At 55.4% G+C, this 23250-nt stretch carries 20 protein-coding genes; 9 read left to right on the top strand and 11 right to left on the bottom strand.

Translation table 11 applies throughout. The features are described 5' to 3' along the window. Positions 1-12: 12 nt before the first annotated feature. Positions 13-567: an RNA polymerase sigma factor gene (locus OQ371_RS22650; protein WP_265990607.1), complete on the bottom strand. Its 555-nt coding sequence runs from the start codon at positions 565-567 to the stop codon at positions 13-15. Between the two features lie 292 nt (positions 568-859). Between OQ371_RS22650 and OQ371_RS22645 the strand changes: the two genes are divergently transcribed. Then, complete coding sequence (locus OQ371_RS22645; protein WP_265990606.1) at positions 860-1576, top strand: SDR family oxidoreductase; 717 nt, start codon at positions 860-862, stop codon at positions 1574-1576. A gap of 139 nt (positions 1577-1715) precedes the next feature. Beyond that, on the top strand, positions 1716-3293 hold the full coding sequence (locus tag OQ371_RS22640; RefSeq protein WP_265990605.1) for a serine hydrolase: 1578 nt from the start codon (positions 1716-1718) through the stop codon (positions 3291-3293). A 7-nt stretch (positions 3294-3300) separates the two neighbouring features. Here the strand turns inward: OQ371_RS22640 and OQ371_RS22635 are convergent, their stop codons facing one another. Further along, the gene (locus OQ371_RS22635; RefSeq protein ID WP_265990604.1) at positions 3301-4623 is read right to left on the bottom strand and encodes a DEAD/DEAH box helicase; all 1323 of its coding nucleotides are present in this window, start codon (positions 4621-4623) and stop codon (positions 3301-3303) included. Between the two features lie 92 nt (positions 4624-4715). Here OQ371_RS22635 and OQ371_RS22630 point away from each other — a divergent pair, with 92 nt between their 5' ends. The 3 genes from OQ371_RS22630 (at position 4716) to OQ371_RS22620 (ending at position 8858) form a co-directional block, all read left to right on the top strand. Further along, the gene (locus OQ371_RS22630) at positions 4716-5117 is read left to right on the top strand and encodes a Dabb family protein (protein ID WP_265990603.1); all 402 of its coding nucleotides are present in this window, start codon (positions 4716-4718) and stop codon (positions 5115-5117) included. A 198-nt stretch (positions 5118-5315) separates the two neighbouring features. After that, positions 5316-8099 carry a M14 family metallopeptidase gene (locus tag OQ371_RS22625; protein WP_265990602.1) on the top strand — a complete coding sequence of 928 codons (2784 nt, stop codon included), beginning with the start codon at positions 5316-5318 and terminating at the stop codon, positions 8097-8099. A gap of 213 nt (positions 8100-8312) precedes the next feature. Continuing rightward, positions 8313-8858: a dihydrofolate reductase family protein gene (locus tag OQ371_RS22620; protein WP_265990601.1), complete on the top strand. Its 546-nt coding sequence runs from the start codon at positions 8313-8315 to the stop codon at positions 8856-8858. A 7-nt stretch (positions 8859-8865) separates the two neighbouring features. Here the strand turns inward: OQ371_RS22620 and OQ371_RS22615 are convergent, their stop codons facing one another. Beyond that, a complete protein-coding gene (locus tag OQ371_RS22615; RefSeq protein WP_265990600.1) occupies positions 8866-9669 on the bottom strand; it encodes a M90 family metallopeptidase in 804 nt (267 codons plus the stop codon). A gap of 94 nt (positions 9670-9763) precedes the next feature. Here OQ371_RS22615 and OQ371_RS22610 point away from each other — a divergent pair, with 94 nt between their 5' ends. After that, positions 9764-10633, top strand: a complete 870-nt coding sequence (locus OQ371_RS22610; protein WP_265990599.1) for an alpha/beta hydrolase — start codon at positions 9764-9766, stop codon at positions 10631-10633. Positions 10634-10636: 3 nt separating this feature from the next. Here OQ371_RS22610 and OQ371_RS22605 read toward each other — a convergent pair whose 3' ends face one another. The 6 genes from OQ371_RS22605 to OQ371_RS22580 all read right to left on the bottom strand — a co-directional run bounded on the left by OQ371_RS22605 (position 10637) and on the right by OQ371_RS22580 (position 17479). Beyond that, entirely contained in the window at positions 10637-12019 is a 1383-nt protein-coding gene (locus OQ371_RS22605; protein ID WP_265990598.1) for a DUF4403 family protein, read from the bottom strand. Between the two features lie 127 nt (positions 12020-12146). After that, a complete protein-coding gene (locus tag OQ371_RS22600; protein ID WP_310586592.1) occupies positions 12147-12755 on the bottom strand; it encodes a GreA/GreB family elongation factor in 609 nt (202 codons plus the stop codon). 57 nt (positions 12756-12812) lie between these two features. Beyond that, entirely contained in the window at positions 12813-13751 is a 939-nt protein-coding gene (locus OQ371_RS22595; protein ID WP_265990597.1) for an oxidoreductase, read from the bottom strand. 77 nt (positions 13752-13828) lie between these two features. After that, the gene (locus OQ371_RS22590; RefSeq protein WP_265990596.1) at positions 13829-14734 is read right to left on the bottom strand and encodes a helix-turn-helix domain-containing protein; all 906 of its coding nucleotides are present in this window, start codon (positions 14732-14734) and stop codon (positions 13829-13831) included. 139 nt (positions 14735-14873) lie between these two features. Next, positions 14874-17015 (bottom strand): xanthine dehydrogenase family protein molybdopterin-binding subunit, encoded by a 2142-nt coding sequence (locus OQ371_RS22585; RefSeq protein ID WP_265990595.1) that lies wholly within the window; start codon positions 17013-17015, stop codon positions 14874-14876. Positions 17016-17017: 2 nt separating this feature from the next. After that, positions 17018-17479: a (2Fe-2S)-binding protein gene (locus OQ371_RS22580; protein WP_111627947.1), complete on the bottom strand. Its 462-nt coding sequence runs from the start codon at positions 17477-17479 to the stop codon at positions 17018-17020. A 109-nt stretch (positions 17480-17588) separates the two neighbouring features. On the opposite strand from OQ371_RS22580, the gene OQ371_RS22575 reads away from it, so the two are divergent. The 3 genes from OQ371_RS22575 (at position 17589) to OQ371_RS22565 (ending at position 20047) form a co-directional block, all read left to right on the top strand. Further along, positions 17589-18050 (top strand): GNAT family N-acetyltransferase, encoded by a 462-nt coding sequence (locus OQ371_RS22575; protein WP_265990594.1) that lies wholly within the window; start codon positions 17589-17591, stop codon positions 18048-18050. A gap of 14 nt (positions 18051-18064) precedes the next feature. Continuing rightward, the gene (locus OQ371_RS22570) at positions 18065-18997 is read left to right on the top strand and encodes an oxygenase MpaB family protein (RefSeq protein ID WP_265990593.1); all 933 of its coding nucleotides are present in this window, start codon (positions 18065-18067) and stop codon (positions 18995-18997) included. Between the two features lie 123 nt (positions 18998-19120). Beyond that, positions 19121-20047 (top strand): 3-keto-disaccharide hydrolase, encoded by a 927-nt coding sequence (locus tag OQ371_RS22565; protein WP_265990592.1) that lies wholly within the window; start codon positions 19121-19123, stop codon positions 20045-20047. 96 nt (positions 20048-20143) lie between these two features. Here the strand turns inward: OQ371_RS22565 and OQ371_RS22560 are convergent, their stop codons facing one another. Both OQ371_RS22560 and OQ371_RS22555 read right to left on the bottom strand, forming a co-directional pair. Continuing rightward, positions 20144-22792, bottom strand: coding sequence for an ABC transporter permease (locus OQ371_RS22560; RefSeq protein ID WP_265990591.1), 2649 nt, complete (start codon positions 22790-22792; stop codon positions 20144-20146). Next, positions 22789-23124, bottom strand: coding sequence for a PadR family transcriptional regulator (locus OQ371_RS22555; protein ID WP_265990590.1), 336 nt, complete (start codon positions 23122-23124; stop codon positions 22789-22791). The genes OQ371_RS22560 and OQ371_RS22555 overlap by 4 nt, the downstream gene beginning before the upstream one ends. Between the last annotated feature and the right edge of the window lie 126 nt (positions 23125-23250).

The following is a 23250-nucleotide window of genomic DNA, read 5'->3' as shown; positions in this document are numbered from 1 at the left end:
GTGTGGGACAACTCAATTATCGGATTGGTATATTTTCAGGTGGTGTTTGATCACTTTCAGCGATTGCGTGATGTGGTATTCCACGCCTTTTTCCGAGAGGTTCAGCTTCCGGGCAATGTCGCGGACGGACTGGTTTTCGAAGCGGCTCAGCCGGAATACTTCCGACGTTTTCTCCGGCAGGTTCTTCAGCGCATCGTCCACCAGCCGGGCGAGGTCCGAGAATTGCACGCTGTCGTCGGTGGCGTTGGACTGCTGGAGTTCGTGTAAAATCAGGTATTCACGGTATTTGCGCTGGGTGATGCAGGATTTGATGTAGTCGGTCACCCGGTGTTTGACCGAAACCGCCAGGTAGGCGCTCAGGTGCCGAATTGGAGATTCCCGGCGTTTCTGCCACAGATGCTCGAAAACGTCGTGCACCAGTTCTTCGGCTTCTTCGCGGGTGCCCGTTTCGTAAAAGGCAATCTTGTAGAGCCGGTACCAGTAGCGATGGTAAATTTCCTCAAAGGCTTTTTCGTCGCCTTTCTGGAGGGAATCCACCAACTGTTCATCCGTAATGCGCTTGTACATGACCCAGACGTGCTGCTTTTGTCAATAGGCGATTAAGTCGGGAAAATCCCTAAACGGTTTTTGGAAAAATTTTGAGTTTCTTTCTAATGATGCAATTTTATTTGGAGAATACTGCTCATAGTGAATGTATTGTTGATAAAACGAGGCCTTTTTGCAACTCGGCTTTAGTTGCTGCTTCTGCCGGTAAATAGGGAGTTCGACGATAGAAGCGGCCCGGGGCAAACTTTCGAACGGGCACCGGGTTAACTCTGTGAGCGCTACAAAGCCTCTACGATTTTTTCTTTTCAGAATTATGGCAGAAACAATTAAGACCGCCCTTGTTACCGGCGGATCAAAAGGGATCGGATACGGCATTGCGGAAGTGCTGATCAAAGACGGTATTCGGGTGGCCATCACCAGCCGCTCGCAGGAAAGTGCCGAAGAAGCCGCGGCTTCGCTGAACCAAATCAAAGACGGATACGCCCTCGGGATTGCCGCCGACGTGCGCGATCTGGTGTCGCAGCAGCGGGCCGTGGATGCCATCGTGCAGAAATGGGGCCGTCTGGATTACGTCGTGGCCAACGCAGGCGTCGGTCATTTTGCCCCCGTTCAGGAACTGACTCCCGAGCAGTGGACCGAAACGATTGACATCAACCTGACCGGCGTTTTCTATTCCATCAAGGCGACGCTGGACGAGCTGAAAAAATCGGAAGGGTACTTCATCACCATCGCGAGTCTGGCCGGAACGAACTTCTTTGAAAACGGCACGGCCTACAACGCCAGCAAGTTCGGTCTGGTCGGGTTTACGCAGGCGCTGATGCTGGATTTGCGCAACGAGGGCATTAAAGTTACTACGATCATGCCCGGTTCGGTGGCTTCGTACTTCAACAACCACGAACCGAGCGAGAAAGACGCCTGGAAGATCCAGCCCGAAGACATCGGCCAGATTGTTGCCGACCTGATTCACCTGCCCGCCCGGACGCTGCCCAGCAAAATTGAGGTGCGGCCCACCCGGCCCGGCGGCAAGTAAGCTGACGGTGGGGAGAGGCATCTCATTCCCACCACTCCAGAACCCCGGGTATAACCCGGGGTTAGTTCAGGGTAAGTCCGTTGGACTCGCGGGTTTTTTGGCAAATGCGTTATCTTTGGCGGTTTTCAAACCTTCCGCTATGAACGCACGGCTACCTTTTCTCGCTTTTCTGCTCCTTCAGTTTCTCTTTTTGGATCGGATTTCGGCCCAGCCCATCACCTCCGCCCAGATTGATCGGTTGGTCGACCGATCCATGCAAGCTTTTGAGGTGCCAGGCATGGCGGTGGCCGTGGTTAAAGACGGGAAAGTGATTCACGCCAAAGGGTACGGTGTTCGTTCGTTGAAGTCAAACCAGAAGGTGGACGGCAACACGCTGTTTGGCATTGCTTCCAACAGCAAGGCCTTCACGGCGGCCGCTCTCGGCATCCTGATCGACGAAGGAAAAATGACCTGGGACGACAAGGTGATCGACCATATCCCCGGATTTCGGCTTTACAACGCCTACGTAACCGAAGAGTTCACCATTCGCGACCTGCTTACCCACCGCAGCGGCATGGGCCTCGGCGCGGGCGATCTCATGTTTTTTCCCGATTCCAGCGATTTTACGCTGAAAGATGTGATTCACAACCTGCGGTATCTCAAACAGGTGTCGGGGTTCCGCACCAAATACGACTACGATAATCTGCTGTACATGGTGGCCGGGGAAGTGGTGCAACGGGTTTCGGGTAAAAGCTGGGAGGAGTTTGTGGAAACCCGCATCATGCAGCCGCTCCAGATGGAAGCCAGCCGGGGTTCGTTCTCGCGCCTGCCGAAAAACCAGTCGAATATCATCGACGCCCACGCGGTGATCGACGGTAAGTTGCAGGTGATCAAGCGGGGGACGCTCGAGGTTGGCAACTCGGCCGGGGGCATTTACAGCAGCATCAACGACATGAGTAAATGGGTAATGATGCAACTCAACGGCGGCAAATACGGCGATGGACTGTCGAAAACGCTGTTCAGCAAAACCATGCATGATGAAATGTGGACCCCGCAGACGATCATTCCAGTGCGAAATCCCGGTCCTTATAACACCCATTTCGGTGCTTATGGCCTCGGCTGGTTTTTGAGTGATGTGAAGGGCTACAAACAGGCATCGCATACGGGTGGCCTGCCGGGCATGGTAACCCAGGTGACGCTGCTGCCCGAGCTGAAGTTAGGAATTATTGTGCTGACCAACCAGCAGATCGGGGCGGCTTTTTCGGCCATCACCAACCAGATCAAAGATAGCTATTTCGGCATGACCGGAACCGACCGGGTGAAGGAGTACAGCGACCAGATGCGCGAAAATACCGCTGAGGCTGATCAGATAACTACTGAGGTCTGGAAAACCGTACAGGCCGAACAACAGAAAACGGCCGCCAAACCGCCGATTTATTTTTACACCGGAACCTACCACGACAACTGGCTGGGCGATGTGTTGATCAAGGTCGAAAACGAAAAACTGCTGTTCACTGCGAAGCGCTCCCCGCGCCTGACCGGCGAATTGTATTTTTACAAGGGCAACACCTTCGTGGTCAAATGGAACGACCGGAGTCTGGAAGCCGACGCCTTTGTGATGTTCGGGCTGGACTACGAAGGAAAACCAGCTTCCATGAAAATGAAAGCCATTTCCCCCATGACCGACTTCAGCTACGACTTCCACGATCTGAATTTTACGAAGGTGGCCGAAAAATGAAAGGGACTTAGCGCGCCACTTCGATTTTGTATTTTTTACCTTTCATTTTCTCGTCTTTCACCCGCGCCAGCAGCCCGGCCACTTTAGCCGTTCGGACGGCGGCAAAAGAGCTGAAATCCTTGACCTCGATCAGGCCCAGATCCCCTTTTTCGAGTCCGCCTTTCTGCGAGAAAAAGCCGACAATGTCTACTTTGTTAAGCTTGTTTTTCTTGCCGCCACTGACGTAGATGGTCTGGTAGTCGGGCGGTGCGGGCAACGGGTAGCGGTCGGCCAGCACGAGTTCGTCGAGCGAATCGGGAACGTAGCGGGGGTGGTCCTCGGTCCGGCCCAGAATCAGGTAAGCCGTGCCGGTTGCGTGCATCCGGGCGGTGCGGCCGTTGCGGTGCACAAACTCGTGTTCGTGCAGGGGCAACTGGTAATGAATGACGTGCTTCATTTCGGGGATGTCCAGCCCGCGGGCCGCCAGATCCGTCGTAATCAGGTACCGGACGCTGCCGTTGCGGAAGAGAATCAGCGCCCGCTCGCGGTCGTCCTGCTCCAGTCCGCCGTGGTAAAAAGCCGTCCGGATGCCTTGCCGGTTCAGGTCCGTACTGAGTTGTTCGGCGGTTTCGCGCAGGTTGCAGAAGATCAGGGCAGACTCCGAGTTGAGTGATCCGATGAGCCGGATCAGGATGGCCGGTTTATCGGTTTCGGGTGAGACGACTCGCTTGATCGTCAAGCCGTTGGTGCGATCTTCTACCGGAATAAAGTTTACCCGGCCCGGGGAACGGACGCCCGTAAAATCCGGAATGGTGATGCCGGCTGTGGCCGAAACCAGGACCCGTTTTTCCAGATTCCGGAGTCGCCCGATGATAAACGCCATCTGATCGTGAAAGCCCAGTTCCAGCGATTTATCGAATTCATCGAGCACCATCGTGTGGACGCCCGTCGGGTCGAAGGTGTTGCGGGAGAGGTGGTCGGCGATGCGGCCCGGGGTGCCGATCAGCACGGCGGGCGGCTGCGTCAGGTTCTGAATTTCGGTGGTCATTGGGTGGCCCCCGTAGCAGACGTTGGCTTTAAAACCCGTCCCCATTTTCTTCCAGACCGATTCGATTTGCAGCGCCAGTTCGCGGGTTGGGGTCAGAATCAGGCACTGGACAGTGGGCTGATCGGGACGCAGAAGTTTCAGAACGGGCAGCAGAAAGCCGAGCGTTTTGCCCGAACCGGTCGGGGCGAGTAGCAACACGTCCTGCTGCCGCAAAATCACGTCCCGCGCTTCCTGCTGCATGGGATTGAGAGCCGCGATACCCAGATTGGACAGAACAGAAGCGGGGTTGGGTTGATTTTCCATGCGGCAAATGTACGGTATGTTGGTTAATTCGGCGATTCTTAGCCATTTTTGCTATTCATCCAACCAAATGATTGGATCGTCATCGAACCTTTATGAAAGAGCAATCCCGCAGAAAATTTGTCAAAAACAGCCTCGGAGCCGGTCTGGGCCTGAGTTTACCCATCGTCGGCAACGCCCCGAAAGAACTCTTTGTGCACCATGTTTATTTTTACCTGAAAAATCCGGGCAGTGCCGCCGACAAAGCCAAATTGATCGAAGGACTTAACAAACTGGCAAAAGTGCCGACCATTAAACTGGTTCACATCGGCGAACCCGCCCCCACGACCCGTTCGGTGATCGAGCGTTCGTACGCGGTTTCGTGGCTGTGCTTTTTCGACAACCTGGAGGATGAGGAGATTTACCAGAAACACCCCATTCACCTCAAATTTGTGGAGGATTACTCCTCGCTGTGGGAAAAAGTAACCGTGTATGATTCGGTGGGACCCAAGCGGTAAACTCATTTCCGCCAGTGTCTGTAACGGCTTGAGACAGATGCTGGCGGAACTTCCCGGGGTGGAATTGGAGTTCGAAATCGGCACTTTACAATAAAAAATAGGGCGATCCTTATACGCGGTGAAATAATAGTTTGCCGTTTGTCCGGTGTGCGAGGAAATTGAGTTAATTCGCTTTTCGACAAACTAGCCCTGATTTCGATGAAGAAACTTTTCTTACCTGTATTCATTGCCCTGCTTTCCTTTCAGTTGACTCCCGTTCAGGCGCAGTCGGGCGCGAACCCGGCTATTCCTTCGCCCAGGGAGCATTTTGGATTCAACATCGGCGATGACTACCAACTCGCTACCTACACCCAAACCGAAGCGTACTTCAAAAAGCTGGCGGCTTCCGATCGGACCAAGCTGGTCGATATTGGCCTGACGGAAGAAGGCCGTCACCAGTACATGATCATCGTATCGTCGCCCGAAAACCTCAAAAAGCTCGATCGGTACAAGGAAATTTCGACCACAATGGCCCGCGCCGAGGGCCTCACCGATGAGCAGGCCCGCGCGATGGCCGCCGAGGGCAAAGCCGTGGTCTGGATCGACGGCGGGTTACACGCCACCGAAACCGTCGGCACGATGCAACTGATTGAAACCGCCTGGCAGTTGGTGAGCCGCAAGGACCCCGAAACGCTGCGGATTCTGGATAACGTGATTATCCTGCTGACGCACGCCAACCCCGACGGGCAGGAGCTGGTCAGCAGCTGGTACATGCGGGAGCCCAAGCCCGAGAAGCGGACGCTCGACCACGTGCCGCGGCTTTACCAGAAATACGTCGGGCATGACAACAACCGCGACTTTTTCATCATGAACATGAAGGAGTCGCAGAACATTGGTCGTCAATTGTTTATCGAGTGGATTCCGCAGATCATGTACAACCACCACCAGCGCGGCCCGGCGGGGTCGGTGCTGGCCGGACCGCCCTACCGCGACCCATTCAACTACGTGTTTGAACCGCTGATGATTACGGGCATTGACGCGCTCGGGGCCGCCATGATCAACCGCCTGAACGCCGAAAACAAGCCCGGTTTTACCCGCCTGGGTGGCTCGGTATTTTCGACCTGGTACAACGGCGGATTGCGCACCACGACCCATTTTCACAACATGATCGGTTTGCTGACCGAAATCATCGGCAACCCGACGCCCGAAACCGTGCCGCTGGTTCCGCAGCGCCTGATCCCCAACGGTAACACGCCGTTCCCGGTGACGCCCCAGAAGTGGCACTTCAAGCAGTCGATTGACTATTCGCTTTCGCTCAATTACGCGACGCTCGATTATGCCGCCCGGCACGGCGACCAGTTGCTCTATAACATTTACCGGATGGGTAAAAACGCCATCGAGCACGGCAGCACCGATTACTGGACTCTGTCGCCCCGGCGCATTGATGCGATCAATCAGGCCTATCAGGCCGATTTGAAGAACACTTCGGCAACAGCGTCACGCGGAGGGGCAGAAATTCCGGCGAAGTATTACGATGCCGTGCTGAAAGATCCGGCCCTGCGCGACCCGCGCGGCTTTATCATTTCCGCCGATCAGCCGGATTTTCCGACGGCCGTGAAGTTTATCAACGCCCTGATCAAAACCGGTATTCAGGTGCAGGAGGCCACGGCGGATTTTACCGTTGCGGGCAAACAATACCCGGCGGGTTCGTACGTGGTAAAAACCGATCAGTCGTTCCGGCCGCACGTGCTGGACATGTTTGAGCCGCAGGACCACCCCAACGATTTTCAGTATCCGGGTGGCCCGCCGGTCCGCCCTTACGACGCGGCTGGCTGGACGCTGGCCTACCAGATGGGCGTAAAAGTAGACCGCCTACTGGACGGTTTCGACGGGCCGTTTAAAAAGTTGCCCTACGGCGAATTGCAAGTTACGAAGGGGAAAATGGATGCGGGCAGTGTTGCGGGCTACACGCTGAGCGCCCAGGCCAACAACGCTTTCATCGCCGTCAACGATCTGCTGAAATCGGGCGCCGACGTATATCGGCTACCGAATGGGATAAGTGGCAAACCGGAACTGGGAGCGGGCGCGTTTTTTGTTCCGGCGTCGGGTAAAGCCAAGTCCTTGCTGGATCAATCAGCCCGGGAGCTGGGGCTCGATGTAAGGGGCGTTGCCAAACGTCCGGCGGGGGCGATGGTGAAGGTTCAGCCGATGCGGATTGCCCTGTGGGATACCTACGGCGGTTCGATGGCTTCGGGCTGGGTGCGCTGGCTGATGGAGCAGTACCACTTCCCGATGCAGGTGGTGTATGCCCCGGACATTGATGCCGGGAACTTGCGGAAGAAATTCGACGTCATTGTGTTCGTGACCCGGGCCATTCCACCCGTCAGCGCGAATGGGGGAAGCGGAACGGGCGGTTCGTCCAGCCAGGGACCCAAAGCCGAGGAATTGCCCGCCGAATACCGGCCGTGGCTGGGCCGGATCACCGCCGATAAATCCATTCCGGAGCTGAAGAAATTCCTGGAAGCGGGCGGTAACATCGTGACCATCGGCAGCAGCACTAACCTGGCCCAACACCTGGGATTGCCGGTAAAAAACGCCCTGGTGGAAATGACGAACGGCGGAATGGAGCGGCCGCTGCCCAACGAAAAATACTACATTCCCGGCAGTGTCCTGCGGGTCAGCCTCGATTCAACCCAGCAGGCCACCTGGGGCTTGTCGAACCAGACGGACGTGTATTTTGACGCCAGCCCGGTTTTCAAACTGGCCCCGGATGCCGTCTCGAAAGGGCTCGTCAAGCCGCTGGCCTGGTTTGCTACCGACAAGCCGTTGCGCAGCGGCTGGGCCTGGGGGCAGGCTTATTTGCAGGACGGTGTGGCGGCTTTTATGGCGCCCGTGGGTTCCGGCAAACTCTACGCTTTCGGTCCGGAAATCACGTTCCGGGCGCAGGCCCACGGAACCTTCAAAATGCTGTTCAACCAGTTGTATTCGACCGCCATGCCGTAGGGCGTCATCCCAAACCTCACTTCCGAATTGCCCGGAGAGGTGGACAAACGCAACCCCCGTTTCACGGTTCCAAATCTTGGGCCGTTGAAATAGGGGTTGTTTTGCGTTTGATTCCTGAATTCTCGTTAACTTACCCACGCCGGATGAGGGGAGTACGGTCCGGCCAGTGGGCAGAAAACCGGCTGCTCTTGGAGCAATTAGCAATTAAAAAACATGCGGAAACTGATTTATGACGTAGCGGCTTCATTCGACGGCTACATTGCTCATTCGGACGGATCGATCGACGGTTTTCAGACCGAAGGCGAGTTTGTTACTGATTTTCTCGGGCGAATTCAAACCTACGGTGCCGTTTTGATGGGCCGGAAAACTTACGAATGGGGTTACGCTTTTGGGTTGCAGAAAGGCCAGCCCGCGTACACGCAGGTGAACCCGGAACTGGTGAATTACATTTTCTCCACATCCATTTCCTTTGAACCGAATGATCTGATCCAGGTCGTGAGCGAGGGTGAGGAAGCGTTTATCCGGCAGCGCAAAGCCGAGGACGGCAAGCCTCTCTGGCTGTGTGGCGGGGGCGAACTGGCCGGTAAACTCCTGGATGCGCACCTGATCGACGAACTCGTGGTCAAACTGAATCCGGTCGTGCTGGGCGAAGGCGTCCGGCTGTTCGGGTCCAGCCAGACGAAAGCAGCGCTGGAATTAATAGACTCAAAAACCTACGACAACGGCTTGATGCTGATGCGGTACCAAATTCGGTATTGATGTTATGTCAATTGGGGTTATCGGACGTTTCACCCTCCAGGGGCCGCTGCTGAAAAATCTCTTCCAATCGCGCAAATAGTTCCGGGTGTTTTTCCTGCAACAAATCCGGGCGCTTGAAGAAATACTCGGAAACCACGGCGAAGAACTCGGCTTCGTTGGTCATGGCATAGGGGTTAATGTCCGAATGGTTGGCTTTGATTTCGCCGATGCTGGCGTGAATCAATTGCAGCCAGGGTTTGATGTTATTGCGGTCCAGCAGGTAGTTGGGCGCGCCGTCGGTGGCACCGTCTACCTGGTCGAGGAGGTGGACAAACTCGTGGATGCCGGTATTTTCCTTGCTGGTTTCGTTGGCAAAGCCCTCGTGCAGCGCCGGTTTGGAGAGTACCATCGTGCTTTGCAGCGCCCCGCCTTCGCCCACCATGCCCAGGATGTTCCGCTCCTTGCCGGTGGTCTGGAAGTCCGTGTTAAACCGGTCTTCGTACAGCAACACTGTCGTCAGTCGGTAAAACGACCAGTTCTTGAACCCGAAAATGGTAATTACGGCACTGCTGGCCACCAGTACCCGGTCGAGGTCATCGACGGTAGTGTCAACGCCCTCCACGCGGGTCTGACTTAAAAACTGCTGGACGCGCGTTTCAAAAACCGTTTTATCCTCGTCACTCAGAGCGCGGTAATAGGCAACGTGCTGCTGCAATAAGTCGCCGTAATTCGTGGACGGGACGACCGGGCTAACCGGTTGATTGCGTCGCTGGTATTTCCAGACCATCCAGCCGAGCAGCAGAACCGTCAGCCCCAGAAGTAGGTATGCCATAGTGCGTGGGTTATTTCCGGAAAACTGCCATTCGGATGGGTTTGTTTCCGGATTTTTTACAACTTTGCCCCAATCCGATCTTCTGCTTTACCCCATGTTCCGACTGCTCGTATTCTGTCTTCTCTTTCCGCTCCTTGCCGCTGCGCAGGAGAGCAAGGTATTTGAAGAATTAACCATTAAAAGCGCCATCCTCAAAAAAGACAAAAAGTTTGCGCTTTACCTGCCCGCCGGGTACGAAACATCCCAGCGCGCCTATCCGGTCGTGTATCTGCTGCACGGCGGGGGCGACACCCAAACGGCCTGGATTCAGTCGGGAAACATGCAGCACCTTGTCGATCAGGCCGTCCGTGAAGGGAAAATACCGCCCATGATTGTGGTGATGCCGGATGCGGAGATGACGTTTTACATGAACAATGCCGCCGGAAAATACCAGTACGAGGACTATTTCATCCGGGAGCTGGTTCCGCACATCGAGAAAAACTATCGTTGCCGGACGGAAAAGCGGTTTCGGGCCGTAGCGGGCCTGTCGATGGGCGGTTTTGGGTCGCTGCTCTACGCCCTGCACCATCCCGATCTGTTTGGCTCCTGCGCGGCCCTGAGCGCGGCTGTTCGCACCGATCAGCAGATCCGGGAAATGCCGCATCAGGAATACCTTCGCCGGTACCAGACCGCGATGGGCGAGGTGAAAGAGGGCGACAACCGCATCAGCGATTTCTGGAATAAGAACAGCATTCTCTACCTGGTTCAGCACTTACCGGAAGCCCAGAAAAACGCCGTTCGGTTTTATCTGGATTGCGGAGACGACGATCTGCTGCTGCACGAGGGCAATTCCAATCTGCACACCCTGATGCGCAACCGGAACATCCCGCACGAATACCGGGTGCGCAACGGAGGCCACACATGGGAATACTGGCGCACGGGGTTGCCGGACGCCTTAGCTTTCATCAGCCAGGGCTTTCAGTAGAACTTATAACTGCTGAACCCTCACCGCAACCTTCGATTTAACCAGGATGAGGGCCTGAATACCGTCGGGCCGAATGGCAACCTGCTGAGGGGTCAGCCGGAAGGACTGGATGGCGAGATCGGTCTTTTTGCCTGGACCACCTTTCTCGAAAGATTGATTGATTTTTTGCGGCAACTTTTCCATTTCTCCGCCCAGCGGTACCGTCAGGAAGCTTTCCAGCGCTTTCACCAGACCGTCTTTCACCAGCGAACCGGCCGCCCGGGGCAATTCGCTGATCGTTCCGGAGTCAAAATCCAGGTTTCTGACGCTGAGGGTATTGCTGGTGGAGTCGAACGCTGGCCGACCACGCAGGTAGATGGTTCCGTCGATCAGTCCGCTTACGTCGGTTTTGACGATTAACGACCGTTGCCCGCCGTAGACGGCCGCCTTTTTAATGGTCAGTGCGCCCAGTAATAGTTTTTTTTCTCCGTTCAGCGAACGGGCCAGCATCCGGTTGATGTCGGCGTACGGGATGAAGCTTGTGATGCGTAAATCCGAAATCTGGGATACCTGCTCTTTTTTCTCCAACTGGGGCAGCGGCACCTTCGAGGGCTCCGGCTCCTGCGGTTGCAGTTTGGTACTGGTTTCGAATGCGATGCGCAGATGGGTGGTAATCCTGACGGAATCGCCGTTGATGGGGCCGGCTTCCACTGCAACCGGTTTGGGCAGCAGCCAGAGACCGTATTGTTTTTCAATAAGCAATGGTTTCTGAATGCTTTTCCAGATCGGCATCACCATCTGATCCAGCCGCAGTTCGTTGTAAACCGCCGAATCGATGGCCGACTCAATGGCCGACTGGTATCTGTCGAGCACGTTTTTGGCGAAATTGGTCAGCGAAATTTCCTTGCCCAACAGCCGGATTTCGGGTTCCACAATCCAATCATAATCGGTGAACTGAACCTTGCTGGCCAGCCGCCAGTTCGGGGTCACGGTCAAGGGGCTTTGAAAATTGACGTGCAACGAGCAAAACGGCTTGTTACCGGTCTTTTCGGCGTCAGTAAACGGTGTGCTGACAAACAGGCTCAACGGGGCCGAAAATCGAACCTGATTATTGACGTACTGAATCCGGACGGGTCCCGAACGCACCACCCGAAACGGAAACACTCCGCCTTTTTTGCCGCCGGGTGATCCTTTGCCCACCAGAACCGGATCAAGTTCCTGGTTGATTTTTTTCTGCAATTCCTGGATGGTAAACGTAATTGGTCCTGCCAGGTAGGAAGTGGAAGACGGAATAGCGGGATCGAAACCCGTTGCGGGGGGCGCCTGCGGTTCGGTTTTCTGGCAATTCGTTAAAAAAAGAGAGAGGGCCAGGCCAAAGAGTAGTCGGAGTAGAGATGGTGTGGTCATTCAACGATCAGCCGGATTGGAAGGGCTTAAGGCATAACCGCGGACGGTTTACGGATGTTTCGGTCACACTAAACTAAAACCAGTTCGACCTGCTTTTTAGCGTCATGCAGCCTGAAACCGCACGATGTTAATCCGAGAAGGCATCGTAAGAAACCGCCTTAATCTCAAGCTTTTCCTCCCGTTGGGCCGTCCGGAACGGGACAATATCGCCCGTTCGTTTGCCTTGCAGAACCCGGGCAATGGGGGCCGTGAACGCAATAAGTCCCTGCGTGGCGTTGGCTTCGTCTACCCCCACAATGGTAAATCGTCGTTCCGTTCCGGCCAGCGGACCCGATTGGGTTCTCAGCACAATTGTTGCCCCGAAGCGAACTTCATCTAGGTGCTGCGAATCCACTACTTTCGCGCTCGAGATGCGCTGGTTTACGTTGGCGATCCGACCGTTCAGCAGGGCCAGCTGGCGGGTCCGGTCGTTTTCGTCGCTGACCTCGGCGGCCTGTAGCTGAGCGTGTTCGGCTTCCAGTTCAGTCAGTTCGGCGCGCAGCAGCGCCAGACCGCGGGGCGTCACGTAATTGGGGGTACCCGGTGGCAACGGCGCCCGGGTCGGGATAACGACCGGGGCGTCGGCGGTTTCGTTTTTCAAAAAAGCACTGCTCATAAGCTCCTGGCTGTCGTACAGACCTGTTGTTCTACCCTTAAGAACCGCCTGAAAGGGCAATTGTTCCTGTGGGGAGCTCATGTCGGCTGCTGGTGAGAGAAAGGCCAACCACACAGTGCTTCGTTTCAAACGCAGTTGTTAAGACATCCTGTCGCTACCGTTGGATGAATCAGCCGTGGGATAGGAAAGGCCAGTTACCCGTTGCGCATACGCCCAAAGCGTTTTCGCGGCTGCTTCGTTCCGGGCTGCTGCACTGAGCTGGGCCGGCGCCGGATATCCCACCAGCTCGTTTTCGCCGTCCGGCCCGTAGTAATCACCTCCTTTAACCGTGGGCGAGGTGGCGGCAAACAAGGTCGGCAGAGCACCTTGCCAGGCGGGCATCAAATGCTTAAAATGGGCCAGGGCCGCCTTCAGAGTGTCTTCCGACATATGCCGGGATAAATCCGTTTGGGTGACGCCCGGATGCGCGGCCGTCGAAAGAACCGGATCGCCGGTTTTCTCAAACCACCGTTGCAGTTCCAGCGCAAATTGCAGGTCTGCCAGCTTGCTGACCGCATACGCCCGGTTGGCGTCGTACGATTTTTCGAATCGTAGGTTTTCAAAGTCGATGGCGTCTACCAGTTTATGCGCTCCGCTGCTGAGCGTCACCACCCGGGCGCCGGGCGTCTGTTTGAGCAGCGGATACAGGTAACCCGTTAGCGCGAAATGGCCCAGAAAGTTGACGCCGAACTGCCGTTCGAAACCGTCCTCCGTTCTGCTGGCCGGTGGCGTCATCACTCCCGCGTTGTTCACCAGAATGTGCAAATGATGGTGTTTTCCGGTGAACGCATCGGCAAACACGTTAACGGCGTTCAGGCTGGCTAAGTCCAGGATTTCTCCTTCCAGCGTACCAGAACCCCCCACGGCTTTCATCTTTTTTATGGCTTCTTCCACTTTTGCCGCATCCCGTGACGCCACCACCACGTGCGCTCCGGTTTCATAGAAGGCCAGGGCGGTTTCAAAGCCGATACCGCTATTGGCACCGGTGACAAGAACCGTCTTACCGGTCTGATCGGGCATTTCATTTTTCGTCCACATAAATCCGTTTTTATGCGACAAATTTCGGAAGTTTCTGGTCGGTCGGGATACGGATTTGAAAGCAAAAACTACAGAAATCAATCGGCTTCGGTTTGCCGGAAGGTGGATGGTTTGACGCCTGATCGGTTTTTGAAAAAGCTGGAGAAGTGCTGGGGCTCTTCGAACCCCAGGCTCCAGGCAATCTCGTTGATGGTCCAGTTGGTGCTTTTCAGGAGTACGCGGGCTTCCTGGTAAAGGCGGTTGCTGATGAGGTGGGAGGTGGTCTGGCCGGTGGTTTCCCGCAGGGCCTTGTTCAGGTGGTTGACGTGAATGTGCAAGTGTTGGGCAAAAGCGGAAGGGGTTTTCAGAAGCAACGTTTGGTGCGGAAATTCAATCGGAAACTGGCGCTCCAGCAATTCGGAAAACAGGCCGGTGATCCGTTCGGCGGCATTGGAGGCCGAAAACGGACTGCCCAGCGCAGGCTGCAATTTCTGAGCTTCGTGCACCACTTCCAGCAGGAGGTTTCGCAGCAGGTCGTACTTATAAACATAACTGCCCTGTAGTTCAAAGGCCATTTTCTGAAATAATTCACGAAAGAGCTCCAGTTGGTCGGCGGTAAGTGGCACGACGGCGTTGTCGGCTGATTGAAAGACCGGATACGCCCGGATGCTGCCAAACCGGCTGAAGAAGGCTTCGGTAAAGACGCAAACGAAGCCAGTGGGTTGCTCGTCGATGCGTTCCCAGCGATAGGGAATGATCGGATTGGTGAAAATCAGCGCGCTTTCCGGGATTTCGATGCTTTGATCGGCATAATGGATTTTGCTGTGGCCGGTGAGCAGGCTGACCTTGAAATAATTGCGACGGCTGTACGAAGACGGTTTTAACCGGGACCATACCATGTCCTCAATCCGGAAGATTGTAAAATGCCCCAGCTCGGTTCGATTCGGGTGCAGCGTCTGATCAAACGACTTGTACAGGGTCTCCAGATTTACCACAGTTGCCATGCGGTAAAGATACAAAAATCAAACCATGACGATAAGGGGTGCACATGAATTGGGAGCAACCTTACCTGAATCATAACCCGCCCGCAAAAAAATACCCCACAGCCTGGACTGTGGGGTGGGAAAAATCAAGCTAAAACCGTTACGAAACGCCCTTGAACACTTCCGTCTGCACGAACGGCTGGTTGTATAACCGCTTGCCGGTAGCCTTGAAAATGGCGTTGGCGACGGCCGCTCCCGCCGGTGGGAGCGAGGGTTCGCCCAAACCGGTGGGTTCAATCTCGTTTTTGACGAAATGCACGTCAATTTCCGGAATCTCGTTCATCCGGATTAAATGGTATTCGTTGAAGTTTTTCTGCTGCGGAATACCGTCTTTAAACGTGATGTTGCCGTACATGGCGTGACCGATCCCGTCGACCACGCAGCCGCGCACCTGCTGCTGCGCCCCGCTCTGGTTGATGACCACCCCGCAGTCAGCCGCGGAATACACTTTTTTCAGCACGGGTTTGCCTTTTTCCACTACGACTTCGCCGACCTGCGCCACGTAGGAGCGGTGCGAGAAATACACGCTGAAGCCCTGCGCAACGCCTTTCTTTTTGCCCCAGCCCGATTTCTCGGCGGCCAGTTCAATGACGCCCCGCATCCGGTCGATGTCGTAGGTGATTTTGCCAACCGGGTTTTTCTTGGCTTTTTCGAGCAATTCCAGCCGGAACTGCACGGGGTCTTTGCCCGCAGCCTGGGCCACCTCGTCCAGAAACGCCTGTTCGGCGAACGCCAGGAAGTTGGTGATCGGCGCGCGCCAGGGACCGGTCGTGATCGGCGATTTATGGTCCACGCTGTCGATCAGGAGGTTGTCGACGGCGCCGGACGGGAAGTTGTCTTCGCGGGTGGCGTTTCCGGCGTTGATGCTGGCTCCCCGCAGTTTGTAACCGATCAGCGTGCCTTTATCATCCAGAGCCGCTTCGAACCGGTAGCGAACCGCCGGGCGGTAAATACCGCCGGTCATGTCGTCTTCGCGGGTCCACATCACTTTCACCGGCGCGTTAACGGCTTTCGACACTTTCACGGCTTCGATGGCAAAGTCGGTGTTGAGCCGCCGGCCAAAACCACCGCCCATGCGCGTCAGTTGCAGGGTTACTTTTTCGGGCGGTAAATTCAGCAGTTTAGCCGCCTGATTGCGGGCTGCCTCCGGTGTCTGGCTCGGACCGGCCAGTTCCGCGCTGTCGGCTTTGACGTGCGCAAAGAAATTCATCGGTTCCAGTGGGCTGTGCGGCAAAAACGGGCACTGGTATTCGGCTTTAACCACCTTGGCGGCATTTTTGAACGCCGTTTCTACGTCGCCGTCTTTCCGCCGAACGGTGGTGTTCTGGCTGTCCAGCATTTCTTTGAACAGCCGGTTGTGGTCGTCGGTGCTCTCCAGGTTGTCGGCTTTTTCCCACTCGATCTTGAGCGCGTCCTTGGCTTTTTTCACCTGCCAGGTTGATTTACCCACCACGGCCACGCTGTTGTCAATGGTCACTACGTTGACGATACCGGGCATGGCTTTGGCGGCTGCCGAATCCACGGATTTTAGTTTGTACCCGAACGCCGGGCGTTGCAGCATCCCAATCAGCATGCCTTCGCGGTGGAAGTCCAGCCCGAACAGCGGTTTTCCGGTGATGATGCCGGGGTTGTCGACGTTCCGGATGGTTTGCCCGATCAGTTTGAAATCCTTGATTTCTTTCAGCTTCACATCCGCCGGAACGGGGATTTTGGCCGCGTCGGTTGCCAGTTCACCGTAACCCAGTTTGCGGTTGCTGCCGGTATGCAGCACGAACCCTTTGCTGGTGGAACATTCGCCAATGGGCACGCTCCAGCGTTTGGCGGCTGCTTCCATAAGCATCTGGCGGGCGGTGGCCCCGGCCACGCGCAGGCGTTTCCAGGAGTGCGGAATGGAGCCGCTTCCTCCGGCTACCTGCCGTTCGAATTTGGTAGTATCGAGCGGGGCCTGTTCAACGATAACGTTTTTCCAGTCGGCGTCGAGTTCTTCCGCGACAATGATCGGGAAAGCGGTTTTGATGCCTTGCCCAACTTCCGGATTGGGCGACAGGATGGTGATCATTCCCTGCGGGTTGATCGACAAATAGCTGTTGAAGTCCACACCGGGAACGGCCACGCCTTTCAGGGGGGCGCTGGCTACGGCGGCTTCCGATTCGGTCCAGTTGAAGCCCAGAAGCAGACCGCCACTGGTGGCCGCGGCAATTTTTAGAAAGTTCCGGCGGCTGGAGTTTGATAGGGTCTGCATGATTATTTGGTTTTGGTGGCGGCAACTTTGACGGCTTCGCGAATGCGGTGGTACGTACCGCAGCGGCAGATGTTGCCGGACATGGTGGCTTCGATTTCTTCGTCGGTCGGTTTGGGTTTGCGTTTGAGCAGGGCGGCCGCCGTCATGATCTGTCCGGCCTGGCAATAACCGCACTGAGCCACATCGACTTCATCCCAGGCTTTCTGCACCGGGTGATCCCCGTTTTTGGACAACCCCTCGATGGTGGTCACTTTCGAAGTGCCAACGGCCGATACCGGCAGAACGCAGGAACGGGTGGCTTCGCCGTTCAGGTGGACGGTACAGGCACCACACTGGGCAATACCGCAGCCGTATTTGGTACCAAACAGCCCCAGGTTATCGCGCAGCACCCACAGCAGCGGGGTGTCGGCTTCCGCTTCGGTCTGGTAGCTTTTGCCGTTGATTTGTAGCTTAAATAAGGCCATAGTGAAGGAAGTGAGTTTGGAATGTGGGCTAAATTACAAAAAATACCCACCTTTAGGTGTAAATTTAAGCGGAATTTGCAGACGAAGGACGACGCACGACGGAAATATCATGAACACGGTAACCCTGATACGAACTACGGCTTTTGACCCCGTTTTTCAGAAATTGATTGCCGAACTGGACCAGGATTTATGGATTCGCTACCAGCCTTACCAGGCGATGTACGACGGGTTTAACCAAGTGGACGAATCCGCCCGCGTCGTGGTGGCTTATCTCGACGGCGAGCCGGTGGGGTGCGGGTGTTTCCGGCCCATGACGGACCCAGGTTACGCCGAAATCAAGCGGATGTTTGTCCATCCGGCTTGCCGGGGACGGGGTTACGCAACCCAGGTGTTGCGGGAACTTGAACGCTGGGCGGCAGAAGAAGATTTCCACATTGCGCGGCTTGAAACCGGCGACCAACAGCCCGAAGCCATTGCCTTATACGAAAAAGTGGGCTATGGCCGAATTGAAAACTACGGTCCGTACGTTGGTTTAGCAGCCAGCGTTTGTCTAGAAAAACGACTGGCTTAAACCTTACCAGAACAGTGAATAACAACAGACCAGAACAGGACATAACCCCGGAAGGACCGGTTTACGCCAAACGGGCGGGGCTCTTCCGGAACCCGGCGGTTCGGCGCGAACTGCAGCAACTTGACCCGGAGCGGGATTACCAGCGGATGGTGCAACTGCTGGTGGGCTACGAATTTCCGTTCGACACCCAGCGGGCGCTCGAACTGGCGCTTTTTCACACCTACGCCAACCCGCGCACCTCGGCGCTGCTCGTCCACACGGGGGAGTTTGAGCGGCACGGCCAGAAACGCTACGACGATACGGCCATTCTGATTTCCTGGTTTATGCAGTACGGTTTAAATACCGAAACGGGCCTGCGGGCCATCACGCAGATGAACCGGATTCACGGGCATTACCGGATTCGGAACGACGACTTCCTGATTGTTCTGTCCACGTTTATTTTTTACCCCATCAACTGGATTAACCGCTACGGCTGGCGCAAACTCACCCCGGCGGAAGAGCGGGCCTTTTTCCTGTTTTTCCGGGAGGTGGGGCAGCGCATGAACCTGACGGATGTTCCCCAGAGTTTGCCCGAACTGCGCACGTTCACGGACGATTACGAAGCTGAGCATTTTCGGTACGACGAGGTCAACCGCCGACTGGCCGACGCCACCGTCCGGATTGTGCAGGGGTGGCTGCCCGGGCCGCTGCGTTTTGGCGTCAAGCCGGTTTTTGCCGCTCTCATCAACGACAAGCTGCGGGAAGCATTCGGCTACGAGCGGCCCCCGCGCTGGTTTAGTGGCTTGCTCGAAGGGGCGTTGTGGCTGCGGAAAATACCGTTGCGCTGGATCACCTTCAAACCGTATCCGACGCTGGTCGAAAACACCCTGCACCGCAGTTACCGCAGCGGGCTGCCCGCCGTTGAGGAGCTGGGGCCGACCAAGCTGCTGCAAAAAGAACCCCGGTGAGTAGACCGAATGCAGATTCTTCTTATGGCTGAGTTAACTCAAAGCTACAAATCAATGGTGTCTTACTTAAATAAGTTGTTTCGCAGACGGGTCCGCCCGGCGGTTAAGCAGAGGTTAAAAGAGTTGAGCAGAGAAACTCCGCTTAACGTTGATCTTCTCCGCTCAGCTCTGCGATACAGTCTTTTACTCCTCTTTTTCCAACCCGCTTTCGCCCAGAAAAACGACCCAAAGAAGGAAGAATGGATTAAGCTTTTCAATGGCAAAGACCTGAGCGGCTGGGATATCAAGATTGCCGGGGAAGACCTGAACAGCAATTACAAAAACACGTTTCGGGTGCAGGACGGCATGCTCCGGATCATGTACGACCAATACAAAACGTTCGACAATAAATACGGCCACATTTACTACAAAGAGCCGTTTTCGTATTACATCCTGAAGTTTGACTACCGGTTTCAGGGCGACCAAGTGCCGGGCGGGGCGTCGTGGAACGTGCGCAACAGCGGGGTGATGATTCACTCGCAGTCGGCCAAGAGCCTGACCAAAGACCAGGATTTTCCGATTTCGCTGGAAATTCAGACGCTGGGCGGTTTGGGCAAGGGGGTGCGGCATACGGCCAACCTCTGCACGCCGGGTACCATCGTGGAAATGGGTGGCAAGGTGATTCCGGCGCACTGCATCGACTCGCAATCCAAAACCTACGACGGTGATCAGTGGGTCAGCATAACGGCCGTGGTGCTGGGCGATTCGATTGTTCACCACATCATGGAGGGTGACACGGTATTGACCTACGAAAAAACGAAGATCGGCGGGGGCTACATCAGTCCGCAAAACGGTTTCGCTTCGGGCCACGTCGACAATGCGGACTACTGGCTGAAACTGGACAACACGCCGTTGAAGGAGGGCTACATCGCGCTGCAAAGCGAAAGCCACGCCATCGACTTTCGGAACGTCGAACTCCTGAACCTCAAAGGCTGCATGGTGCCGAGCGCGGTCAATTACAAATCCTACTACCGGGTGGCCGATAACTCGAAATGTAAGTACAAAAAATGAGTTATTTCGCAGCGTTGAGCCGAGTGAGAAGGAGTTAGGCAGAGCAACTCCGCTAACCTCTTTCAGACTCCGCTTAACGCTGCGAAACACTGAAAATCACTCACTCTTCAACACTTTCGCCGGATTGCTTCGCGCGGCTTTCAGCGTCTGCGAACCGATCAGCACGAAAGCCAGAAGCATGACGATCAGGACGCTGGCCAGCAATTCACCCACACCAATCGGCTGGTGATACACGAATTTGGTCAGGACAAACTGGTCGAAGAAGAGATACGTCACCGGCAGGGCCACCAGCGCGGCAATCGCGAGCAGCAGCAGAAAGCCTTTGCTCAACTGGAAAATCAAATTGCCTTCGCTGGCCCCCATCACTTTGCGGATGCTGATTTCCTTCAAACGGGTTTCGGTCGTGAATACCACCATGCCGAACAGGCCCATCGACGCGATGCAAATCGCCAGGAAGGTAATAAAGCCGATGACGGTCACCATCACTTCGAACTGGCGGTAGGCGTCTTCAAGCTGATCGTCGTAAAACTTGGCGTCGAGCGGATGGACTTTGTCAATTTTATGCCAGGCATCCTCAATGGCCGCCAAAGCCGCCGGATAGTCTTCGGATTTAAGGCCAACGTTCAGGTAGCCACCGGATTCTTCGGCCGAATAGCGGAACACCGTCGGCTCAATTTTTTGCTCCATCGTTCCGTAGTGAAAGTCTTTCAAAACCCCCACGATCGTTAGCGGTTTGTCGTCCATGATCACCTGCCTGCCGACGGCTTTGGCCGGGTTATCGTAGTCCATGCGAAACCGTTTCAGGACCTGTTCGTTGACAATGACCTCCGTTTCGTTGCCGCTGGTTGGGCGGTTTTTAAAATTGGTTCCGGCCAGTATCTGATGACGGTGGAGCGGCAGGTAGTTTTCATCGACGAAGTTGATCCAGACCATCGCCGAATCCTGCGCGCCTTTCTCCTGGTATTTCAGTTTACTTCCGTACAGGCTTCCCAGGCTGGTAATCATTCGGGAGGTCGCAATTTGGCTTACCGCCGGGATTTCGGCCAGTTCCTTTTTTAGCAGCATGCTTTTGTTGCCCTGCATCCGGATGTTCAGGATGTTTTCGGTGGTGAAACCCAGGTCAAACGACAAAAAGCCCCGGTACTGCTTGTAGCCGATCAAGGTCGTCGTGATGAAAATTAACGAAAAGGTGTACTGAATGAAAATCAATACCTTGCGCATGTTCACGTGCCGGAATACCTTCAGGCTGGAAGCATCTTTCAGCACCTGAACCGCCTGAAGACGGGAAAAAAACAGCGCAGGGAGAAAACCGGCAGCCAGCCCCACCACGACGGCCAGCAGCAGGAAATAGAGCAGCAGCCGGGGCGACAGTTCGAGGGCAACCAGGTTGGCCAGCTCGGGAGCCAGCGCCACAAACTGGGTGCGCAGCAGCAGGAACAGCACAAACGAAAAGATCAGCGCCAGCACGGAAATAATAACCGATTCGGCCATAAACTGCCCCAGCACGTGACTTTTCAGAGCCCCGACAATCTTCCGAATCCCCACTTCGCGCGAGCGTCGCATGGAACGGGCAATCGACAGGTTGGTGTAATTAAAACCGGCCGATAGGATCACCACCAGTGCCAGCCCGACCAGCACCCAGGCGACCGGTTTGGGAATATTGACGCCGATCTCGTTGGACAACCGCCCCCCTAAGACAATTTCATTCATCGGCTGCAGCGAAAGGGTGATTTTCTGGCGGTCCAGCTGCGCGTTTTCGGGCGCGCTCAGCCGGTCGAGACCCGCCTGAATTGCCTGGAGATTGGCGTTTTCGGGGAGCGTCAGATAGACATAGTTTTGGTAAATGTCATCCCAATCCATGAGATCACCGTCGGGATCGGCTTGTGGCCCCAGCACCGACGGCAGCGAAATCAGGGCTTCAAACCGGATGTGCGATAGTTTGGGAAGGTCTTTCAAGACGCCGGTAACCGTGTAGGCCAGCGTGTCGAACCGGACGGTTTTGCCCAGCGCGTCCGCTTCGCCAAACAATTTCTGGGCGGTTTTCTCCGTCACCACCAGCGAATATGGCTCTTTCAGCGCCGTGGCCGGATTGCCTTTGAGCATCGGAAACGTAAAAACGGTAAAAAACGATTGATCCGCCCAGGTAGCTTCGAGCGGAATAATGGTTTCATCGTTCACTTTTGCATCGCTGTAAAACCCCCGGCGGATCAGCGTTACGTCTTCCACGCCCGGAATCGTTTCCCGAACGCGATAGCCGGCCTTCAGCGAGGTAGACGCAAAGTTCATGACGGTCTTGTCGGCCGATTCGTGCCGGGTCAGCAGGCGGTAAATCCGGTGTTTCTTTTCGTGAAACTGATCGTAGGAAAACAGATCGGTCAGAAAGGCGATCACCAAGAGGCCTACCGACATGCTGACGGCCAGCCCGACAATGTTGATGGTTGAAAACAGTTTGTTGCGCACCAGACTGCGCCGGGAAGTTTTGAAGTAGCTGCCGAGCATAAGCCAATGAATAAGGAAGGTTAGGAAGGAAGGTTTGCGAACGGTATAGGGCCGGAAAAATTTCAGCACATCAAGAATGTAAATAAACCGGGCGCGCCGGGCACCTTTGGTTTTCAGGTTCCGCTCAAAGTATTCGTTGAAGTCACCTTCCAGATCTTCGAGCAGGTCGGGGCGGCAGTACCAGTGGAGCAGGTTCTGCGCCCAGCGGGGCGGATGAGCCGGCCGGGGTTTGGGGGCAGTTTTCATACGGAGCCTTCGAGGTTAAAGCCGGGAATGATGCGCCAGAAGGATTCGCGGACTTCGCGGGCCTGCGTCAGCGCAACCTTACCGGCCTGCGTGACCTCATAATACCGTTTGCGTTTGCCCCCCCGGGTATTGGTGGCTTCGCCCATCCAGCTTTTCACCAGGCCCTTTTCCTCCAGCCGGTTCAGAACGGCATGAACCACGCCCAGCTTGGCTGCCCGTCCGCTGTGTTTCTCCAACTCGTCACAAATAGCGACGCTGTAGGCATCGTTGACAAGCGCGGCAATGGTCAACAGCACCAGTTCTTCAAATTCGCCCAGGTTGGTTCCTTTCATGAAGTGGTCAGGATTGATTATTAATTTACCAAATGTATGTAAAATGGATTCATAATTTCATGCTATGTATGTAAAATAATTTCCAGTGAGCTAAAGAGCTGTTAAAAGGCAAGAGCCAGCGTAGGG

Source organism: Larkinella insperata, assembly GCF_026248825.1.
GTDB classification, from domain to species: domain Bacteria; phylum Bacteroidota; class Bacteroidia; order Cytophagales; family Spirosomataceae; genus Larkinella; species Larkinella insperata.
The sequence above is the reverse complement of the archived record's forward strand: the minus strand, read 5'-3'. Positions and strand labels throughout refer to the sequence as shown.

What these genes read in the sequence shown, in the direction of transcription:
- OQ371_RS22640 (WP_265990605.1), top strand. Translation starts at nt 1,716, where the DNA reads ATGAACGCACGGCTACCTTTTCTCGCTTTTCTGCTCCTTCAGTTTCTC.
- OQ371_RS22600 (WP_310586592.1), bottom strand. Translation starts at nt 12,755, where the DNA reads ATGAGCTCCCCACAGGAACAATTGCCCTTTCAGGCGGTTCTTAAGGGT.
- OQ371_RS22645 (WP_265990606.1), top strand. Translation starts at nt 860, where the DNA reads ATGGCAGAAACAATTAAGACCGCCCTTGTTACCGGCGGATCAAAAGGG.
- OQ371_RS22630 (WP_265990603.1), top strand. Translation starts at nt 4,716, where the DNA reads ATGAAAGAGCAATCCCGCAGAAAATTTGTCAAAAACAGCCTCGGAGCC.
- OQ371_RS22615 (WP_265990600.1), bottom strand. Translation starts at nt 9,669, where the DNA reads ATGGCATACCTACTTCTGGGGCTGACGGTTCTGCTGCTCGGCTGGATG.
- OQ371_RS22650 (WP_265990607.1), bottom strand. Translation starts at nt 567, where the DNA reads ATGTACAAGCGCATTACGGATGAACAGTTGGTGGATTCCCTCCAGAAA.
- OQ371_RS22610 (WP_265990599.1), top strand. Translation starts at nt 9,764, where the DNA reads ATGTTCCGACTGCTCGTATTCTGTCTTCTCTTTCCGCTCCTTGCCGCT.
- OQ371_RS22595 (WP_265990597.1), bottom strand. Translation starts at nt 13,751, where the DNA reads ATGTGGACGAAAAATGAAATGCCCGATCAGACCGGTAAGACGGTTCTT.
- OQ371_RS22625 (WP_265990602.1), top strand. Translation starts at nt 5,316, where the DNA reads ATGAAGAAACTTTTCTTACCTGTATTCATTGCCCTGCTTTCCTTTCAG.
- OQ371_RS22580 (WP_111627947.1), bottom strand. Translation starts at nt 17,479, where the DNA reads ATGGCCTTATTTAAGCTACAAATCAACGGCAAAAGCTACCAGACCGAA.
- OQ371_RS22635 (WP_265990604.1), bottom strand. Translation starts at nt 4,623, where the DNA reads ATGGAAAATCAACCCAACCCCGCTTCTGTTCTGTCCAATCTGGGTATC.
- OQ371_RS22605 (WP_265990598.1), bottom strand. Translation starts at nt 12,019, where the DNA reads ATGACCACACCATCTCTACTCCGACTACTCTTTGGCCTGGCCCTCTCT.
- OQ371_RS22620 (WP_265990601.1), top strand. Translation starts at nt 8,313, where the DNA reads ATGCGGAAACTGATTTATGACGTAGCGGCTTCATTCGACGGCTACATT.
- OQ371_RS22585 (WP_265990595.1), bottom strand. Translation starts at nt 17,015, where the DNA reads ATGCAGACCCTATCAAACTCCAGCCGCCGGAACTTTCTAAAAATTGCC.
- OQ371_RS22555 (WP_265990590.1), bottom strand. Translation starts at nt 23,124, where the DNA reads ATGAAAGGAACCAACCTGGGCGAATTTGAAGAACTGGTGCTGTTGACC.
- OQ371_RS22560 (WP_265990591.1), bottom strand. Translation starts at nt 22,792, where the DNA reads ATGAAAACTGCCCCCAAACCCCGGCCGGCTCATCCGCCCCGCTGGGCG.
- OQ371_RS22590 (WP_265990596.1), bottom strand. Translation starts at nt 14,734, where the DNA reads ATGGCAACTGTGGTAAATCTGGAGACCCTGTACAAGTCGTTTGATCAG.
- OQ371_RS22575 (WP_265990594.1), top strand. Translation starts at nt 17,589, where the DNA reads ATGAACACGGTAACCCTGATACGAACTACGGCTTTTGACCCCGTTTTT.